This window comes from Bradyrhizobium sp. CAR08 (assembly GCF_052871955.1).
Genome location: NZ_JBIXJX010000001.1, coordinates 646,060 through 661,117, shown reverse-complemented (window position 1 = coordinate 661,117; position 15,058 = coordinate 646,060). Strand labels below are relative to the sequence as shown.

At 64.5% G+C, this 15,058-nt stretch carries 18 protein-coding genes; 13 read left to right on the top strand and 5 right to left on the bottom strand.

Going from position 1 to position 15,058, the window contains the following annotated elements:
* Window positions 1–17: 17 nt before the first annotated feature.
* Window positions 18–1,376 (bottom strand): histidine kinase, encoded by a 1,359-nt coding sequence (locus tag ACIPUD_RS03040; protein WP_026233990.1) that lies wholly within the window; start codon window positions 1,374–1,376, stop codon window positions 18–20.
* Between the two features lie 146 nt (window positions 1,377–1,522).
* Here ACIPUD_RS03040 and ACIPUD_RS03035 point away from each other — a divergent pair, with 146 nt between their 5' ends.
* Both ACIPUD_RS03035 and fghA read left to right on the top strand, forming a co-directional pair.
* Window positions 1,523–2,143 (top strand): response regulator, encoded by a 621-nt coding sequence (locus tag ACIPUD_RS03035; protein WP_018460280.1) that lies wholly within the window; start codon window positions 1,523–1,525, stop codon window positions 2,141–2,143.
* Between the two features lie 70 nt (window positions 2,144–2,213).
* Window positions 2,214–3,059 carry an S-formylglutathione hydrolase gene (gene fghA / locus ACIPUD_RS03030; protein ID WP_085361085.1) on the top strand — a complete coding sequence of 282 codons (846 nt, stop codon included), beginning with the start codon at window positions 2,214–2,216 and terminating at the stop codon, window positions 3,057–3,059.
* A gap of 9 nt (window positions 3,060–3,068) precedes the next feature.
* On the opposite strand, the gene ACIPUD_RS03025 is transcribed toward fghA, so the two are convergent.
* The gene (locus ACIPUD_RS03025; RefSeq protein WP_085350576.1) at window positions 3,069–3,569 is read right to left on the bottom strand and encodes a DUF3280 domain-containing protein; all 501 of its coding nucleotides are present in this window, start codon (window positions 3,567–3,569) and stop codon (window positions 3,069–3,071) included.
* Window positions 3,570–3,696: 127 nt separating this feature from the next.
* Between ACIPUD_RS03025 and ACIPUD_RS03020 the strand changes: the two genes are divergently transcribed.
* The 6 genes from ACIPUD_RS03020 (at window position 3,697) to ACIPUD_RS02995 (ending at window position 8,551) form a co-directional block, all read left to right on the top strand.
* Window positions 3,697–4,878, top strand: coding sequence for an ABC transporter substrate-binding protein (locus tag ACIPUD_RS03020; RefSeq protein ID WP_085361041.1), 1,182 nt, complete (start codon window positions 3,697–3,699; stop codon window positions 4,876–4,878).
* The gene (locus ACIPUD_RS03015) at window positions 4,863–5,855 is read left to right on the top strand and encodes a YVTN family beta-propeller repeat protein (protein WP_446480084.1); all 993 of its coding nucleotides are present in this window, start codon (window positions 4,863–4,865) and stop codon (window positions 5,853–5,855) included. The genes ACIPUD_RS03020 and ACIPUD_RS03015 overlap by 16 nt, the downstream gene beginning before the upstream one ends.
* Entirely contained in the window at window positions 5,852–6,658 is an 807-nt protein-coding gene (locus tag ACIPUD_RS03010; RefSeq protein WP_018460285.1) for an ABC transporter ATP-binding protein, read from the top strand. Before ACIPUD_RS03015 ends, ACIPUD_RS03010 begins: the two co-directional genes overlap by 4 nt.
* Window positions 6,655–7,503: an ABC transporter permease gene (locus ACIPUD_RS03005; protein ID WP_018460286.1), complete on the top strand. Its 849-nt coding sequence runs from the start codon at window positions 6,655–6,657 to the stop codon at window positions 7,501–7,503. Before ACIPUD_RS03010 ends, ACIPUD_RS03005 begins: the two co-directional genes overlap by 4 nt.
* A complete protein-coding gene (locus tag ACIPUD_RS03000) occupies window positions 7,500–8,114 on the top strand; it encodes a hypothetical protein (RefSeq protein ID WP_026233992.1) in 615 nt (204 codons plus the stop codon). Before ACIPUD_RS03005 ends, ACIPUD_RS03000 begins: the two co-directional genes overlap by 4 nt.
* A gap of 137 nt (window positions 8,115–8,251) precedes the next feature.
* Entirely contained in the window at window positions 8,252–8,551 is a 300-nt protein-coding gene (locus ACIPUD_RS02995) for a copper-binding protein (protein ID WP_085395379.1), read from the top strand.
* Window positions 8,552–8,679: 128 nt separating this feature from the next.
* Here ACIPUD_RS02995 and ACIPUD_RS02990 read toward each other — a convergent pair whose 3' ends face one another.
* Window positions 8,680–9,237 (bottom strand): PQQ-dependent catabolism-associated CXXCW motif protein, encoded by a 558-nt coding sequence (locus ACIPUD_RS02990; protein WP_085395381.1) that lies wholly within the window; start codon window positions 9,235–9,237, stop codon window positions 8,680–8,682.
* A 10-nt stretch (window positions 9,238–9,247) separates the two neighbouring features.
* Window positions 9,248–10,129 carry a substrate-binding domain-containing protein gene (locus ACIPUD_RS02985; protein ID WP_085350572.1) on the bottom strand — a complete coding sequence of 294 codons (882 nt, stop codon included), beginning with the start codon at window positions 10,127–10,129 and terminating at the stop codon, window positions 9,248–9,250.
* A gap of 127 nt (window positions 10,130–10,256) precedes the next feature.
* Between ACIPUD_RS02985 and ACIPUD_RS02980 the strand changes: the two genes are divergently transcribed.
* Both ACIPUD_RS02980 and ACIPUD_RS02975 read left to right on the top strand, forming a co-directional pair.
* Window positions 10,257–11,180, top strand: coding sequence for a quinoprotein relay system zinc metallohydrolase 2 (locus tag ACIPUD_RS02980; protein WP_085350571.1), 924 nt, complete (start codon window positions 10,257–10,259; stop codon window positions 11,178–11,180).
* A 50-nt stretch (window positions 11,181–11,230) separates the two neighbouring features.
* Complete coding sequence (locus tag ACIPUD_RS02975; RefSeq protein ID WP_446480083.1) at window positions 11,231–12,049, top strand: quinoprotein dehydrogenase-associated SoxYZ-like carrier; 819 nt, start codon at window positions 11,231–11,233, stop codon at window positions 12,047–12,049.
* Between the two features lie 120 nt (window positions 12,050–12,169).
* Here ACIPUD_RS02975 and ACIPUD_RS02970 read toward each other — a convergent pair whose 3' ends face one another.
* A complete protein-coding gene (locus ACIPUD_RS02970) occupies window positions 12,170–12,529 on the bottom strand; it encodes a hypothetical protein (RefSeq protein ID WP_018460292.1) in 360 nt (119 codons plus the stop codon).
* 88 nt (window positions 12,530–12,617) lie between these two features.
* Between ACIPUD_RS02970 and ACIPUD_RS02965 the strand changes: the two genes are divergently transcribed.
* Genes ACIPUD_RS02965 through ACIPUD_RS02955 form a run of 3 tightly spaced genes read left to right on the top strand, consistent with a single transcriptional unit; the run spans window position 12,618 to window position 15,037 of the window.
* Window positions 12,618–13,598: an ABC transporter substrate-binding protein gene (locus tag ACIPUD_RS02965; protein ID WP_446480082.1), complete on the top strand. Its 981-nt coding sequence runs from the start codon at window positions 12,618–12,620 to the stop codon at window positions 13,596–13,598.
* Between the two features lies 1 nt (window position 13,599).
* Window positions 13,600–14,337 carry an ABC transporter permease gene (locus tag ACIPUD_RS02960; RefSeq protein WP_018460294.1) on the top strand — a complete coding sequence of 246 codons (738 nt, stop codon included), beginning with the start codon at window positions 13,600–13,602 and terminating at the stop codon, window positions 14,335–14,337.
* Window positions 14,327–15,037, top strand: a complete 711-nt coding sequence (locus ACIPUD_RS02955) for an ABC transporter ATP-binding protein (RefSeq protein WP_018460295.1) — start codon at window positions 14,327–14,329, stop codon at window positions 15,035–15,037. The genes ACIPUD_RS02960 and ACIPUD_RS02955 overlap by 11 nt, the downstream gene beginning before the upstream one ends.
* Window positions 15,038–15,058 lie beyond the last annotated feature (21 nt).

The window sequence follows — 15,058 nt, the reverse complement described above, 5'->3', positions numbered from 1 at the left end:
AATTTTTCCCGACGCGATCAGGCCGCTGCCGTCGGGACCAGGGCCTCTACGGTCAGACCACCGTCACCCGAGACGACGTTGAGCGTGCCGCCCAGCGCGAGAATCCGCTCGCGCATGCCGACGAGCCCGAAGCCGAGCTTTTGGCCGGGCTCCATGCCGCGGCCATTGTCGCTGACCCGCACCCGGGCACAGCTGCGGCCGTCGCTTGCCGCCTCCGCCACCGGCTCGATGACGACGTTAACCGAGGTCGCGCCGGCGTGGCGGAACACGTTGGTGAGCGCCTCCTGCACGATGCGGTAGATGGTGAGGTCGGCGGTCTCCCCGGTGACGCCAAGCGCCGGCGAGATCACGGTCTCGATGGTGACATCGGGATGCGACTCCCGCCACAGCCGCGACAGCGATTCCAGCGCCTGGCGCAGGCCGAACTCGGCCAGGCCGACTGGCCGGAGGCGCTCCAGCACGCGGCGATTGAACTGCTGAAGCGCGTTGATCTGCTCCAGCATGGCACTGCCGTGTTTTCGCACGGCCTCCGCATTCGGGGCGCGTCCGTCCGCCTGCTTCGCCAGCGCGCTGGCATGCGCGCGTAGCGAGAACAAGTATGGCCCGAACTCGTCATGGAGCTCGCGCGCGATCTCCTTGCGCTCGACGTCCTGGAGCGACACCGTTCGCTCGGCGAGGCGCCGCTTGTCCTCGATGGCGTCACTGAGCGTTGCCGCAAGATGGTTGAGCTTGGTGCAGATCGCGGCGAGTTCCGGCGCGCCGCCCGGCGCGACGCGCGCCTGATAACGCCCGTCTTCGAGCTCGGCCATCACGTCCGCAAGGGATTGGAGCGGCGCCAATGCCCGGCCGATCACATTCATCATCACCAGGAACAGCGCCAGCGCGATCACCGAGCCGACCTCGAGCTGGGTCACGATGGCGTCCCAGATCTCGGCGATCTCGTCATCGGGATGGGAGGTGATCAGCAGCGAACCCGGCTTGCCATGGATCGAGACGGGCACGCTCACCGCGGTCTGCTCGGGATGAACCAGGCTGACGAACCAGGCCGGCGGCGCGCGGGTGTCGTCATCGGCGTCGGTCCGGGGCTGCGTCAGCGGACGGCCGGCTTCGTCCCGAAGCGCGATGCTGACATGGCGCAGGCGGCTGAGGTCGCGTGCGATCTGGTTCAGCCTGGCATCCGGATCGGGCGCCTCGTTGAGATCCGCAACGATCATCTCGATGAATTCGCGCGCGAGCCGGATCACGCTCTGGTCCTCGGCCTGCACGCGCGGCCCGGCTTCCGCGACCTGGCGGCCGATATTGACGGCGAGTCCCAGCGCCAGCAGCAGCGCCAGCAGCAGGTTGATGCGCCCGCGCAAGGATAGATTTTGCCACATTGGTATCGCCCGTGCCCCCGCGAAGGATTGGCCTGCCCCTTGTCCGATAACGTTGACAGAGGCGAAGCGCCCGATATCTAATCGAAAGCGTACAGCAATCCCGGCCGGGCGCGAAACAGGCCAAGACGCTGTCGCGAGGAACGCCTATGCGCATTTTGATCGTCGACGATCATCCCATCGTCGCCTCCGGCTGCCGTGCCGTGCTGGCGGACGAGGGCGAGATCGAGATTTTGGAGGCCGCCGACGCCGAAGACGGCGAGTGCGTCTTCATCGTCGAGCGCCCCGACCTCTCGATCATCGACATCAACCTGCCGACCGTGTCCGGCTTCGAGCTCGCGCGCCGCATCCTCGAGCGCGCGCCCGAGGCCCGGATCATCATGTTCAGCATGAACGACGACCCTGCTTTTGCCGCGCGGGCGATCGAGTGCGGCGCCAAGGGCTATGTCTCCAAGACCGGTGACCCCGACGATCTCGTCGAGGCGATTCGCACCGTCGGCGGCGGCGGCACCTATCTGCCGAGCGCGATCGCGCGCAGCATCGCCTTTGCGGGACCCGCGCTGGCGCAAAGCCCGCTGTCGAAGCTGAACGCGCGCGAGATGGAGATTTTGCGGCTGCTCAGCGCCGGAAAGAGCCTATCCGAGATCGCCTGGCTGGTGCAGTCGTCCTACAAGACTGTCGCCAACACCTCGTCCATCATGCGCCAGAAGCTCGGGGTGAAAACCTCTGTCGAGCTGGTGCGGCTGGCGATCGACAGCGGCGTGGCCTGACGGCCGCCGCGAATTCGGTCACACAAGCGTTGCAATCCTGATGTGGTTTGATGCCACGGAGCATAACGGCATGACGATCCAGACTGTCTCGACCAATACATCCTATGGCGGCGTGCAGGGCGTGTATCGCCATGCCAGCCAGGCGACCGGAACCGACATGACGTTCTCGGTCTATGTTCCCCCGCACGCACAGGGCGCCCAGCTGCCTGTGGTCTGGTATCTCTCCGGCCTCACCTGCACGCACGCCAACGTCACCGAGAAGGGCGAATTCCGCAAAGCCTGCGCCGAGCTCGGCTTGATCTTCGTCGCGCCCGACACCAGCCCGCGAGGCCCCGACGTGCCCGGCGATGCCAATAATGCCTATGATTTCGGTCTTGGCGCCGGCTTCTATGTCGACGCGACGGAAGCGCCGTTTTCACGCAATTATCGCATGTGGAGCTACGTCACCGACGAACTGCCGAAACTCGTGGCGGAAAATTTTCCGGTCGATGCGAAGCGCCAATCGGTGATGGGCCATTCGATGGGCGGCCATGGCGCGCTGACGGTCGCGCTGCGCAACCCGCACCGTTTTCGCGCGGCCAGCGCCTTTGCGCCGATCGTGGCGCCGTCGCTCGTGCCCTGGGGCATCAAGGCGTTGACCGGCTATCTCGGGCCGAACAAGGACATTTGGCGCAGCCACGACACGGTGGCGCTGATCGAGGACGGCGCGAAGTTTTCAGGCTTCCTCGTCGACGTCGGCGAGGCCGATAACTTTTTGAAAGAGCAGCTTCGTCCTGAATTGCTGCAGGCGGCCTGTGCCAAGGCCAACATTCCGCTGACGCTGCGGCGGCAGGCGGGATACGACCACAGCTATTATTTCATCTCGACCTTCATGGGCGATCACCTGCACTGGCATGCGGAGCGATTGAAGGGGTAAATATCTCCCTCACGGCTTGCCGTAGTTCGGCGCCAGCAAGCGGTTGCGGATCAGATAGCTCATCGTGCGCGTCCAGGATTCATCCGTGTTGCCGCGCATGTCGGCGCTCGCGGCCGTGATCATGTTTCCGGTCTTCACGTCGCGCAGGTAGATGTTCAGATTGATGATCAGGTTCGAGACCTTCTGCACCATGCCGGTGATTTCCAAATCGGCACCCAGCTGCCCGGCAAGCTTGAGGTCGCAGCCGCCGCAGGCCTGCAGATTGGCGTGACGGGCCGCGTCCCGGACCGGCGCGATATCGAGCAGCTGGAACCTGCCTGACTCAACCAGTGCCTTGCGCAACTGCTCGCTGATGAGGTCGAGCCGCGCTTCCTCGGGCTTGGAGCCGTAGAACTCGCCAGGCAGGCTGGTGTCGATCAGTTCGAAATCGAACACCGCGAGTTTCGGCGGGTCGGCGAATGCGGCCGAGCCCGTCAACAGCAAAGCGGCGAAACATATCAGCGCTCGCATGATCGTGATTCCCGGCGTGGCGGCGTGAGGACGAAATGCGGGGTTGCATGCCCTGACAAATCGGTCATGCTTTAGCAGAGACAATTCTCCATCGGCGGTCAAGCCGGGGAGAACATCTGGAGGAAACATGATCCGATGGTTGGTCGGCCTGATCGGCCTGGGTTTTGCTGCGACGAGTGCGCTCGCAGCCGACCCTGTCATGATCGGCGTCGGCTATCTCGGAATCGCCGGCACCAGATCAACGCTGTCGCTGGTCGAGCAGCCCGTGGAGAATGACGGCGTCGCCGGCGCACGCCTGGCCATCGAGGACAACAACACCACCGGCAAATTCCTCAACCAGCGATTTGCGCTGGAGGAGCGTCGTATCAAGGAGGGCGAAGATGCCGTGCAGGCCGCGACAGAGCTCGCCGCACGCAACGGCTTCATCATCGCCGACCTGCCGGCCGACACGCTGCTGAAGGTCGCCGACGCCCTGCGCGAGCGCGGCACGTTGCTGTTCAACGCCGGCGCGATCGACGAGCGGCTGCGCGAGGCCGATTGCCGTGCCAACGTCATCCACACCGCGCCGACGCGCGCAATGCTGGCCGATGCGCTCGGTCAGTATCTAATGTGGAAGCAATGGAAGCGCTGGCTGCTCGTGGTTGGCTCGCATGACGAGGACAGACTGTTCGCCGATGCGCTCCGGCGCACCGCGACGCGGTTCGGCGCCAAGATCGTGCAGGAGCGCAGCTTCGAAGACAAAGGCGGCGCGCGCCGCACGGACTCCGGCGTGACGCTGATCCAGCGGCAGATGCCGGTGTTCACGCAACAAGCTCCGGCCTATGATGTACTGGTCGCCGCTGACGAGAGCGAGGTGTTCGGCGCCTACCTGCCCTATCGCACCTGGGATCCACGGCCTGTCGCGGGCTCGGCCGGCCTCGTGCCGCGGAGCTGGGACGCTGCGCAGGACCAGTGGGGCGCGATCCAGATGCAGAACCGCTTCGTCAAGCTCAACGCGCGGCGGATGACTGCGCTCGACATGCAGGCGTGGACCGCCGTGCGCATGATCGGAGAGGCCACGTCGCGCACCAATTCCGGCGACGTCAAGAAGGTCACCGATTTCATCAAGGGCCCGGAGTTCTCGGTCGCCGCCTTCAAGGGCACGAAGCTGACCTTGCGCGACTGGAACCTGCAGCTGCGCCAGCCGATCCTGCTGGTCGATGGCCGCATGGTGGTGTCGGTGTCGCCGCAAGAAGGTTTCCTGCACCAGGTCTCCGAGCTCGACACGCTCGGCTATGACCGCCCGGAGAGCAAATGCAAGCTGAAGTGAGGAAGAAGATGTTGCGCTTGTGGCGCGTTGGATTGCTGTCCGGACTAGCGCTGGCGGCGGCGCCGGCGCATGCGTTCATCGCCTATGTCTCGAACGAGAAGAGCAACACGGTGTCGGTGATCGATACCGAAAGCTGGACGGTGACCAAGACCATCAAGGTCGGCCAGCGCCCGCGTGGCATCGACTTCACGCGCGACGGAAAGTTCGTGATGGTCGCGGTCGGCGACGACGACACGATCCAGATGATCGACGCGAAGACGCAAACCGTGGTGGACAGCCTGCCCTCCGGTCCCGACCCTGAATTGTTCGCCCAGGATGCCGCCGGCAAGGTCCTCTATGTCGCCAACGAGAACGACAACACAGTGACCGTGATCGACCTCGAGAAGCGCGCTCGCCTTGGCGACATCCAGGTCGGCGTCGAGCCCGAGGGCATGACCATCAGCCCGGACGGCAAGACGCTGATCAACACGTCCGAGACCACCAACATGGCGCATTTCATCGACACGTCGTCGCGCCAGATCGTCGCCAACGTGCTGGTCGACGCGCGACCGCGCTTTGCCGAATTCAAGCACGACGCTTCCGAATTGTGGGTGTCCTCGGAGATCGGCGGCACCGTCTCGATCATCGACCCCGGAAAGCACGAGGTGACCGGCAAGATCAATTTCGAGATTCCGGGGTTGAGGAAAGAGGCGATCCAGCCCGTTGGCATCGGCATGACCCGGGACGACAAGACCGCCTTCATCGCGCTCGGTCCCGCCAATCGCGTCGCCGTGGTCGATACCGCCTCGCGCAAGGTGACGAAATATCTGCTGGTGGGACAGCGGGTCTGGCACATGGCATTCACCCCGGACGAAAAATTTCTGCTCACCACCAATGGCGTCTCGAACGACGTCTCCGTCATCGACGTCGCCGCGCAAAAGGTGATCAAGACCATTCAAGTGGGCGAACTGCCCTGGGGTATCACGATCGCGCCATGACCAGCCCTGTTCCCATCGCCGAACAACGCGAAACACCAAGGCCCGATCCGGCGACCGTGCCCGCGCTATCGATCGACGACGTCAGCCACGCCTATGGACCGCGCCGCGCGCTGATGGACGTGTCCTTCAACGTGCAGCCCGCGAGCTTCACGGCCCTGCTTGGCCTCAACGGGGCGGGCAAGAGCACGCTGTTCTCGCTGATCACGCGCCTGTTCGGCATCCAGTCCGGCCGCGTCGGCATTTTCGGCCATGACATCAGCAAGAGTCCCGGCGAGGCGCTGCGGTTGCTCGGCGTCGTGTTCCAGCCGCGCACGCTCGATCTCGATCTGTCGCTGACGCAGAACCTGCTCTATCACGCCGCACTCCACGGCATCAGCCGCCGCGAAGCCGGCGCTCGAGCCGCCGAGCTGCTCGGTCGCATCGGGCTTACCGAGCGCGCCGGCAGCAAGGTGCGCGATCTCTCGGGCGGGCAGATGCGGCGGCTGGAGATCGCCCGGGCGCTGCTGCACCGGCCGCGCCTGCTCTTGCTGGACGAGCCGACCGTCGGCCTCGACGTCAAGGCGCGCGCCGACATCATCAGCCATGTGCGCCAGCTCGTGAGCGAGCAAGGCATCGGCGTACTCTGGGCCACGCATCTGTTCGACGAAATCATGGCCGGTGACGATCTCGTGGTGCTGCATCAGGGCAAGGTGCTGGCGCAGGGACCGATGAGCCGCGTCGTCGCGGAAGCCGGCGCGCAGGACGTCAACACCGCCTTCATGCGCCTGACCGGCGCGCAGACCCTGCCGGGCGGCGGCGCATGAGCAGCATCACCACGCGCGAGGCGCAGCGCGGCTTCTCGGCCGCCGAATACATGACCTGCCTCACGGGCATTGTCTGGCGCGAGGGACTGCGCTTCCTGCACCAGCGCGAGCGGTTCGTCTCGGCGCTGGTGCGGCCGCTGGTCTGGCTGTTCATCTTCGCCGCCGGGTTCCGCCAAGTGCTCGGCATCTCCATCATCCCGCCCTACGAGACCTACATCCTCTACGAGGTCTTCATCGCGCCGGGGCTGATGGCCATGATCCAGCTCTTCAACGGCATGCAGTCCTCGCTCTCGATGGTCTATGACCGTGAGATGGGGAACATGCGCACGCTGCTGGTGAGCCCACTGCCGCGCGGCTACCTGTTGTTCTGCAAGCTGCTCGCGGGCACCGCGGTGTCGCTGCTCCAGGTCTACGCGTTCCTGCTGATAGCCTGGTTCTGGGACATCACCCCTCCCCTATCGGGCTATCTCACCGTGCTGCCGGCCCTGATCCTGTCCGGACTGATGCTGGGCTCGCTGGGCATGCTGATCTCCTCCGGCATCAAGCAGCTGGAGAACTTTGCCGGCGTGATGAATTTTGTCATTTTCCCGATGTTCTTCGCTTCATCGGCACTCTACCCGCTCTGGCGGGTGCAGGAGGGCAGCCCATATCTCTACTATGTTTGCGAGGCCAATCCGTTCACCCATGCGGTCGAGCTGATCCGCTTCGCGCTGTACGGACAGATCAACTGGATCTCGCTGGCGGTGGTCGCGACCTGCACAATCGTCTTCATGATCGGCGCGATTCTGGCCTATGATCCCTCGCGCGGGCTGGCGCGACGGGGGCCTGCGGGAGGCGAAGGATGACGGTTCGGGTTCTGGCCATGGCCGCTCTGATGCTCGCAGCCGCGAGCACGGCGGCACGCGCGGCCGATCCGCGCTATCCGGATTGGCCCTGCACTCAGGCCAAAGTGCCGGAAATTTCGCTCGCCGCCGTATGGGCTGGTCCTCCGCTCGACGACGTGCAGAACAAATGGAAGGACGACGCCAAGGTCAGCGCGCTGGTCGCCAAACTGTCGGCACGCAAGACGCCGCTGGACGAGGGCGAGAAGTTGGTGAAGGAGTTTTTGGCGGGCTCCGCGGCCGACAAGACCACGAACGCAAAACTGCTGTTCGCAGGCCTGTTCGACACGCTCAACGCTCAGCGCTCGCAGGTCATGAGCGGGCTGGAACGCGTCAGCCGCAAGCAGCGGGAAGCCGCCGACAAGATCCGCGAGGAGAGCGTCCAGCTTCAGGCGCTCCAAGGCGCCACGCCGCGCGACGAGGCTAAGGTCGATGCGCTCAGCAACGAGCTGATCTGGAAGACTCGCATTTTCGAGGACCGCCACAAGGTGGTGCGATTCGTCTGCGAGGTTCCCACCACCATCGACCAGCGGCTGTTTGCGCTTGGACGCGTGATCCAGCAGGAAATGGAATAGAGTCAGCCTCATTGACCGCTTGCGGCCGGTTCCCGCGCCTCCATGGCGATCATTAACCTGCCGCCGTGCTATATGCCGGAACCAAATCGGTCTAGGATGTCTTGTCGACGGGTAATCCAAGGCATCGGGAGGCCTCGATGGGAACCACGAAATTCATCTTCGCAGGCGCTGCAGCCATCAGCATGCTCGCAAGCAGCGCATTCGCTGACGATCTGACCGGAATGGTCACCCGGATAGATCGGCTCAACAGCACGATTTCGATCCAGCAGACGCAGAAGGGCACAGTCGGCGGCAGCGCAGGCGGCGCCGGCGCGCTCCAGGAGTACAAGGCCAAGGATGCCGCGATGCTCGACGCCGTCCACGCCGGCGACAGGGTGAGCTACTCTGCGACCGACAATAACGGGACGGGCACGCTGACGAAGTTGCAGAAGCAGTAAGCTTTTCCTCGCCTCTTCCCACGTGCGACAGGGCGTCATGGCCGGGCTTGTCCCGGCCATCCAAGCACAGCCACGAGGCACGAAAAACGTGGATGCCCGGGACAAGCCCAGGCATGACGATCTCTTGCCTATTGCTCCGGCCGCCGCTCGGGCTGCGCCTCCTCAGTAGGAAGCTTTGCACGCTCCCAGCCATCGGTGCCATCGGGATACCAGGCGACGTTGGAATAGCCATACGCGAGCGCGCGCTTGGCGGCGTTCCAGGACATCCAGCAATCGGCCAGGCAATAGATCACGAGCAGCGCGGTCTTATCGCCGTGTGATGCACGCGCCAGGCCGCGCTGGAAATAGTCGTCCATGGCGGGCGGCAGCATGCCGTAGCCGGTATCCGGCAGCCAGATGCTGCCCGGAATATTTTTGCGCGGCGCCTCGCGCCAAACGGTACCCGCGGGAAGGTTCTTCGGCTTCGGCGCGCGCGGCAGCACGTCGATGAAGGCGCCGCTCTTCGCGTGCCAGATCGCCTCGGCTTCTGACGTCGACAGCACGCGCGCCTCGCCGAGCGTCGCCGGCACGGGCGCGCGGTAGTTGTCGGTGCGATAGCCCTCGGGCTCGAACGGCTCCTGCTGCTGCGCAACGACCGGCGCCACCAGCACGGCGGCGACCAGCGCAGCCGCAAGGTGCCGCCTCATGGCGTCTGCCTCATGGTGCCTTCTTGGCCGTCTCCGCGCCGAGCGGCCGATCATTCTCGTCCAGCAGCGGCACGCCGAAATCGAGCAGGATATTGTTGATCTCGCCCTGGTTCTCCTGGATCAGCTTGTTGAGCTGCCGCTTCCAGTTCTGGTCGGCGCCACGCACGCCCATGCCGATGCGATAGACCAGTTTTGGCCCGGTGGTTTCCTTCACCAGCGGCGTGACATGAAGCGACCCCGCCTTCTTCGCGTAGAACCCTGCCATCGGTCCCCACAGCACGCCGGCGTCGATCTTGCCCGCCGTGAGATCATCGATCATTGCCTGCGCCGAATTGTCGTAGCGCGTGTCGATCATCAGCGGATAGGGCTTTGCATCACCCATCAGTCCCGCGATGGCCATGTTGGTCGCAGGCGGCGTGCCGGCGACGATGCCGACATGCTTGCCCTTCAGCCTGGCATCCTCGAGCGTGTCGACCTCCTCCAGCCCGCTGCCTGTTTTCGCGACCAAGGCATAGCTCGTGCGGTAATAGGGATTGGTGCCTTGCACGAGGTCGTCGCCTTGGGGAAAACCCATGATGACGTCGCAGCGATGCGAGCCGAGCGTCATGCGCACGAAGCCGGTGGCTTGCGGAAAAAAGACATAGTCGAGCTTCTTCTGGAGCTTGTCCGCAAACAGCTCGGCAAGCTTGTTCTCGAACCCCTCGCCCTTCTCATTCGAGAACGGCAGATTGCGCGGGTCGGAACAGACGCGCAGCACCTTGGGGTCGACCAGCTCGAACGAGAGGTCACCCGTCTCGTTGGTCTGCGCTATGGCGACGTCGCCGAACGCGCAAGACGCAACCAGGATACTCAGTGAAAGCAACCAGCGACGATGTCGTCCGGCCTCCGTCATCGCGCTTCCTCCTAGGCTTGTTTGAATGCTAGCCATGCAACGCATGACGCGCCATGTTTTGCCAGACTTTGTGCTGGCTTTCTTTGTTGCAGTGCAATGCGCGCAACCTTTGAACTGAGGCTGAAAAGTGTCTCGCATCGCTCTCGTGATCGCAGCCTTGTCCCTGGTAACAGCGACGCTAGCATGCGCCGCAGCGGCCGAATTGCCTGTGAGCGAAGTCGCGCCGGGAATCTTCGTACACTCCGGGACCATCGCCCTGATGACCCGCGAGAACGAGGGCGACATCGCCAATGTCGGCTTCATCGTGGGCGAAGATGCGGTGGCCGTGATTGATACCGGCGGTAGCGTTCGCGAGGGCGAGGCGCTGCTGGCGGCGGTGCGGGCCCGCACCAGCAAGCCGATCCGCTACGTCATCAATACCCACGGCCATCCCGACCATGTTTTCGGCAATGCGGCTTTCGTCGCCGGGGACACCATTTTCGTCGGTCACAGCCGACTGCCGCGGGCGCTCGCTGCCCGTGGGCCGTACTATCTCGACAATTTTAGGCGCATCATGGGCGACGAATTGATATCTCCCGTGAAAATCGTGCCGCCCACAATGCTCGTCACGGACACCCTGATGCTCGATCTCGGTGCGCGCCGCCTGACCCTGCGGGCCTGGCCGGCCGGGCACAGCGACAATGACCTGACCGTGTTCGATGAGATGACGAAGACGCTGTTCACTGGCGACCTCATCTTCCTCCGCCATATTCCGGTGATGGACGGCAGCATTCGCGGCTGGCTTCGCATCCTCGCGGAACTCGAGAGCATTCCGGCGCAGCGCGTCGTTCCCGGTCACGGACCTGTGAGTGAATGGCCTGCCGCGCTGACCGATGAACGGCGCTATCTGACGGCACTGCTGGCGGACATCCGGGCGTCGAACAAGAAGGGCGAACGGATCCGAACCGCTGCAGACAAGGCCGCCGCCTCGGAACGGCCGCACTGGGAGCTGTTCGACGACTACAACGCCCGCAACGCAACCGCAGCATTTTCGGAAATTGAATGGGAGTAGCGGACGCGCTACGATGCGTGAAACGTTGCTTCGTCCGCGGGACCATGACCATGACGGGATGCACGCGCCGACTGCCTCTGATCGCCCTGCTCCTCGGCATTGCATTCGCCGTGCCGGCGCAGGCGGAAGAGGCTTACGATCCCTGGCCGGGCCTGGTGCAGGACATCTTCAGCAACCGTCCGATGAATGACGGCGGCAATGTCATTGGAATCGAGATGCCGTATCGTGCCGAAGACGCGGCCATCGTGCCGGTGACTCTGCGCAGCAAGCTCTCGCCCGGCGATGCCCGCCGCATCCGTTCGATCACGCTGGTGATCGATCGTAATCCCGCGCCGATGGCGGCGAAGTTCGAGCTCGGACCGGATGCCAACATCACTGAAATCTCGACCCGCGTGCGCGTCAACAATTACACCGACGTTCATGCGGTGGCCGAGCTCAGCGATGGCCAGCTCTATGTCTCGAAAGTCTATGTGAAGGCCTCCGGCGGCTGCTCGGCACCAGCAGGGAAGAATGCCGAGGAGGCCCAGAACCGGCTCGGCCAGATGCGCTACCGCCAATTCGCGCGCGAGGAGGCCCCGGCGAGCCGCATGCGGGAAGCGCAGATCATGATCGGCCATCCCAACAATTCCGGCCTGCAGATGGACCAGGTCACACAGCTCTACATTCCCGCCTTCTTCATCAACCAGCTCAAGCTGACGCAGGACGACAGCCCCGTGCTGTCGATGGAAGGCGGCATCTCGATCTCGGAAGATCCAAATCTGCGCTTCACCTATGTATCCAACGGCGCCAAGCGTTTTCGCGCGGAAGCCAAGGACACGGACGGACACGTGTTCCGGAACGAGTGGGACGTGGAGAAGCCGGGGACGTGAGGCTCCCGGTCGTCATGGCCGGGCTTGTCCCGGCCATCCACGATCTTAGGTGCCGCCAAGACGTGGATGCCCGGGGACAAGCCCGGGCATGACGAATACGATGGTCGTACAACCAAGCGGTCAGAAACACCTCACCTCGGCTTCCGCCTGGGCACGCCTCAAATCATTCACGGCCGAGTTCGCCTGCTCCGAGGTGCGGAACTGGACGCCGAGATTGCCGCGGACCTGGGACATGCTGAGCGCGGTTTCTGCGGTAACGTAGCGCTCATAGGACACGATCGAGGCCACCACGTCGATCGAGCAGGAACATTGTTCGATCGCCTGCCGGCTCTCGCCATTCGCCTTCATGCAGCCATAGACATACTCGGCACGCGCCGACGTCGGATAATCATTGGCCTGTTCAGCCTGCGCGGCGAGCGCGGTCGCAGCCCACACCGCCAATGCGGCGACAATCGGTCGTAGCTGTCCGGCCAGATTCATGAGCGTCCTCCCGCTGGTTGCGACGGAAGCTATGCTATGCGTATTGTCCTGAAAAGCACTTCTGTCAGAGGAAACGGCTCACAAGGTGATGAGAACATTTGGTCGATCATTGGCGCTCGCGGTGGCGCTGGCGCTGACGCTAACCGGGCCCGGCCGCGCCGCGGATACGATTCGCCTTGCGGTGCAGAAGACCGGAACATTCTCCTGGGAGCTGGCCGCGATCCGCGCCAACGGCCTCGACAAGGAGGCCGACCTGTCGCTCGACGTCGCCGAGCTTGCGAGCCCCGAGGCCGGCAAGATCGCGCTGCGCGCCGGCAATGCCGACATCATCCTGTCCGACTGGCTGTGGGTGTCTCGCGAGCGCACGCTTGGCGCCAAGCTCACCTTCTATCCCTATTCCAGCGCGCTCGGCGCGGTGATGGTGCCGGCCTCCTCGCCGATCAAGTCGCTCGCCGATTTGAAGGGCCGCAAGCTCGCCGTCGGCGGCGGTCCCATCGACAAGAGCTGGCTGCTGCTCCAGGCGCGCATGAAGCAGGACGGCATCGACCTGAAATCGGAGGCGACCATCGTCTATGGTGCTCCGCCTCTGCTCGCCGCCAAGGCGCTCGACGGCGAGATGGATGCGAGCCTCAATTTCTGGAATTTCTGCGCACAGCTGGAGGCCAAGGGTTTTAGACGCCTTGCCGGTATCGAGGACATATTGCCGAAACTCGGCGCCAAGGGCGCGGTCTCCGCGGTCGGCTATGTCTTCGACGAAACCTGGGCGGCAAGTCATCGCGATGCGGTGGCGCGCTTCATCGCGATGACCCGCAAGGCCAAGCAGCTGCTGGTGACCTCCGATGCCGCCTGGGACAAGATCGCACCGCTCACCGGCACGAGCGATGCCACCCTGCTCAAGACTTATCGCGAGCGCTATCGCGACGGCATTCCGCGCCGGAGCATCGATGACGAAGAAAGGGACGCGCGCGTGCTCTACCGCGTGCTGGCCGAGACCGGCGGCCGCGACCTCGTCGGCCCGGCTGCCGAGCTCGATCCCGGCACGTTCTATCACGCAGTTGCCGGGGAGTGAGGTGCTGCGTCTTCTGTCGTTTGCCCTGTTGCTCGCGATCTGGTGGATCGCCGCCCTCTTCGTCGGCGCCGCGAAGCTGCCCTCCCCGCCCGCCGTGCTCGACGTCGTCGTCGCGGAAGCATCGAGCGGCGCGCTGTTCCTGCATCTCGGCGCAACGCTTGCCCGCGTAAGCCTCGCCTTCGTGCTGGCGATGTCGCTCGGCAGCGCCATCGGCTATCTGATGGGACGGGTGAAGCTCGCCGACCGGCTCGGCGATCCCTGGCTAATCCTGCTCCTGAACCTGCCCGCGCTGGTCGTGATCGTGCTGGCCTATATCTGGGCCGGGCTCACCGAAGCCGCAGCGATCGCGGCGATCGCCATCAACAAGTTGCCGACCGCCATCGTCACCCTGCGCGAGGGCGCGCGCGCGCTCGACCGCTCGCTCGACGAGATGGCGAGCGTGTTCGCGATGCCGCGCTGGCGCGCTTTCCGCCACGTCGTGCTGCCGCAACTGGCGCCCTATATCGCAGCCTCAGCCCGCTCCGGATTGTCGCTGGTGTGGAAGATCGTGCTGGTCGCCGAACTCCTGGGGCGACCCAACGGCGTCGGCTTCGAGATCGGCGTCGCCTTCCAGCTGTTCGACACGCCGCGGCTGCTGGCCTATTCGCTAACCTTCGCCGCCGTCGTGCTCGTGATCGAGACCGCGCTGGTGCAACCGTTCGAAGCCCGCGCAACACGATGGCGACCCCGTGCGGCTTGAGGTCGATATCACAGGCAAGAGGTTCAAGAGTGCCGCGGGCGGGACGCAGGAGGTGCTCGCGCCGGTCAGCTTCGCGCTTCAATCCGGCGAGGTCGGCGTGCTGATCGGACCGTCCGGCTGCGGCAAGAGCACGATGCTGCGCATTATCCTCGGCCTCGACCGCGATTTCGAGGGACGCGTCTCGCGCCCGCCGGAAGCGCGGATCGGTATGGTTTTCCAGGAGCCGCGGCTGCTGCCATGGCGCTCGGTCGAGCAGAATGTGCGGCTTGCGGCACCCGATGTCACCGACGCCAAGCTCGCCGAGCTGTTCAGGATCCTGGAGCTGGACGCGCATCGCAGTCATTTTCCAGGCGAGCTGTCGCTTGGCCTCGCCCGGCGCGTCGCGCTCGCTCGCGCCTTTGCCGTCGAGCCTGACCTGCTCGTGCTCGACGAGCCCCTCGCCTCGCTCGACGACGCACTCGCCGGCCGTTTGCGCGACGAGATCGCGACGCTGGTGGCGCGCCGTCCGGTGATGACGTTGCTCGTCACCCACAGTCTGGATGACGCGATCCGGCTCGGCGACCGCCTGTTCTTGCTGTCGCCGCGACCGGCGCGCATCGTGCGCGAGGTGCCGATTGCCATCCCGCGCGCGGAGCGCAGCGAGGCCGAACTCGGCAAGATCAGGGCCGAGCTCGCGGCGTTGCAGCTTGAATCGCAATGAGAACTCATGGTCAATTGGACC

What these genes read in the sequence shown, in the direction of transcription:
- ACIPUD_RS02990 (WP_085395381.1), bottom strand. Translation starts at nt 9,237, where the DNA reads ATGAGGCGGCACCTTGCGGCTGCGCTGGTCGCCGCCGTGCTGGTGGCG.
- ACIPUD_RS02975 (WP_446480083.1), top strand. Translation starts at nt 11,231, where the DNA reads ATGACGGGATGCACGCGCCGACTGCCTCTGATCGCCCTGCTCCTCGGC.
- ACIPUD_RS02965 (WP_446480082.1), top strand. Translation starts at nt 12,618, where the DNA reads ATGAGAACATTTGGTCGATCATTGGCGCTCGCGGTGGCGCTGGCGCTG.
- ACIPUD_RS03025 (WP_085350576.1), bottom strand. Translation starts at nt 3,569, where the DNA reads ATGCGAGCGCTGATATGTTTCGCCGCTTTGCTGTTGACGGGCTCGGCC.
- ACIPUD_RS03035 (WP_018460280.1), top strand. Translation starts at nt 1,523, where the DNA reads ATGCGCATTTTGATCGTCGACGATCATCCCATCGTCGCCTCCGGCTGC.
- fghA (WP_085361085.1), top strand. Translation starts at nt 2,214, where the DNA reads ATGACGATCCAGACTGTCTCGACCAATACATCCTATGGCGGCGTGCAG.
- ACIPUD_RS03015 (WP_446480084.1), top strand. Translation starts at nt 4,863, where the DNA reads ATGCAAGCTGAAGTGAGGAAGAAGATGTTGCGCTTGTGGCGCGTTGGA.
- ACIPUD_RS03005 (WP_018460286.1), top strand. Translation starts at nt 6,655, where the DNA reads ATGAGCAGCATCACCACGCGCGAGGCGCAGCGCGGCTTCTCGGCCGCC.
- ACIPUD_RS03040 (WP_026233990.1), bottom strand. Translation starts at nt 1,376, where the DNA reads ATGTGGCAAAATCTATCCTTGCGCGGGCGCATCAACCTGCTGCTGGCG.
- ACIPUD_RS03020 (WP_085361041.1), top strand. Translation starts at nt 3,697, where the DNA reads ATGATCCGATGGTTGGTCGGCCTGATCGGCCTGGGTTTTGCTGCGACG.
- ACIPUD_RS03000 (WP_026233992.1), top strand. Translation starts at nt 7,500, where the DNA reads ATGACGGTTCGGGTTCTGGCCATGGCCGCTCTGATGCTCGCAGCCGCG.
- ACIPUD_RS02970 (WP_018460292.1), bottom strand. Translation starts at nt 12,529, where the DNA reads ATGAATCTGGCCGGACAGCTACGACCGATTGTCGCCGCATTGGCGGTG.
- ACIPUD_RS02985 (WP_085350572.1), bottom strand. Translation starts at nt 10,129, where the DNA reads ATGACGGAGGCCGGACGACATCGTCGCTGGTTGCTTTCACTGAGTATC.
- ACIPUD_RS03010 (WP_018460285.1), top strand. Translation starts at nt 5,852, where the DNA reads ATGACCAGCCCTGTTCCCATCGCCGAACAACGCGAAACACCAAGGCCC.
- ACIPUD_RS02995 (WP_085395379.1), top strand. Translation starts at nt 8,252, where the DNA reads ATGGGAACCACGAAATTCATCTTCGCAGGCGCTGCAGCCATCAGCATG.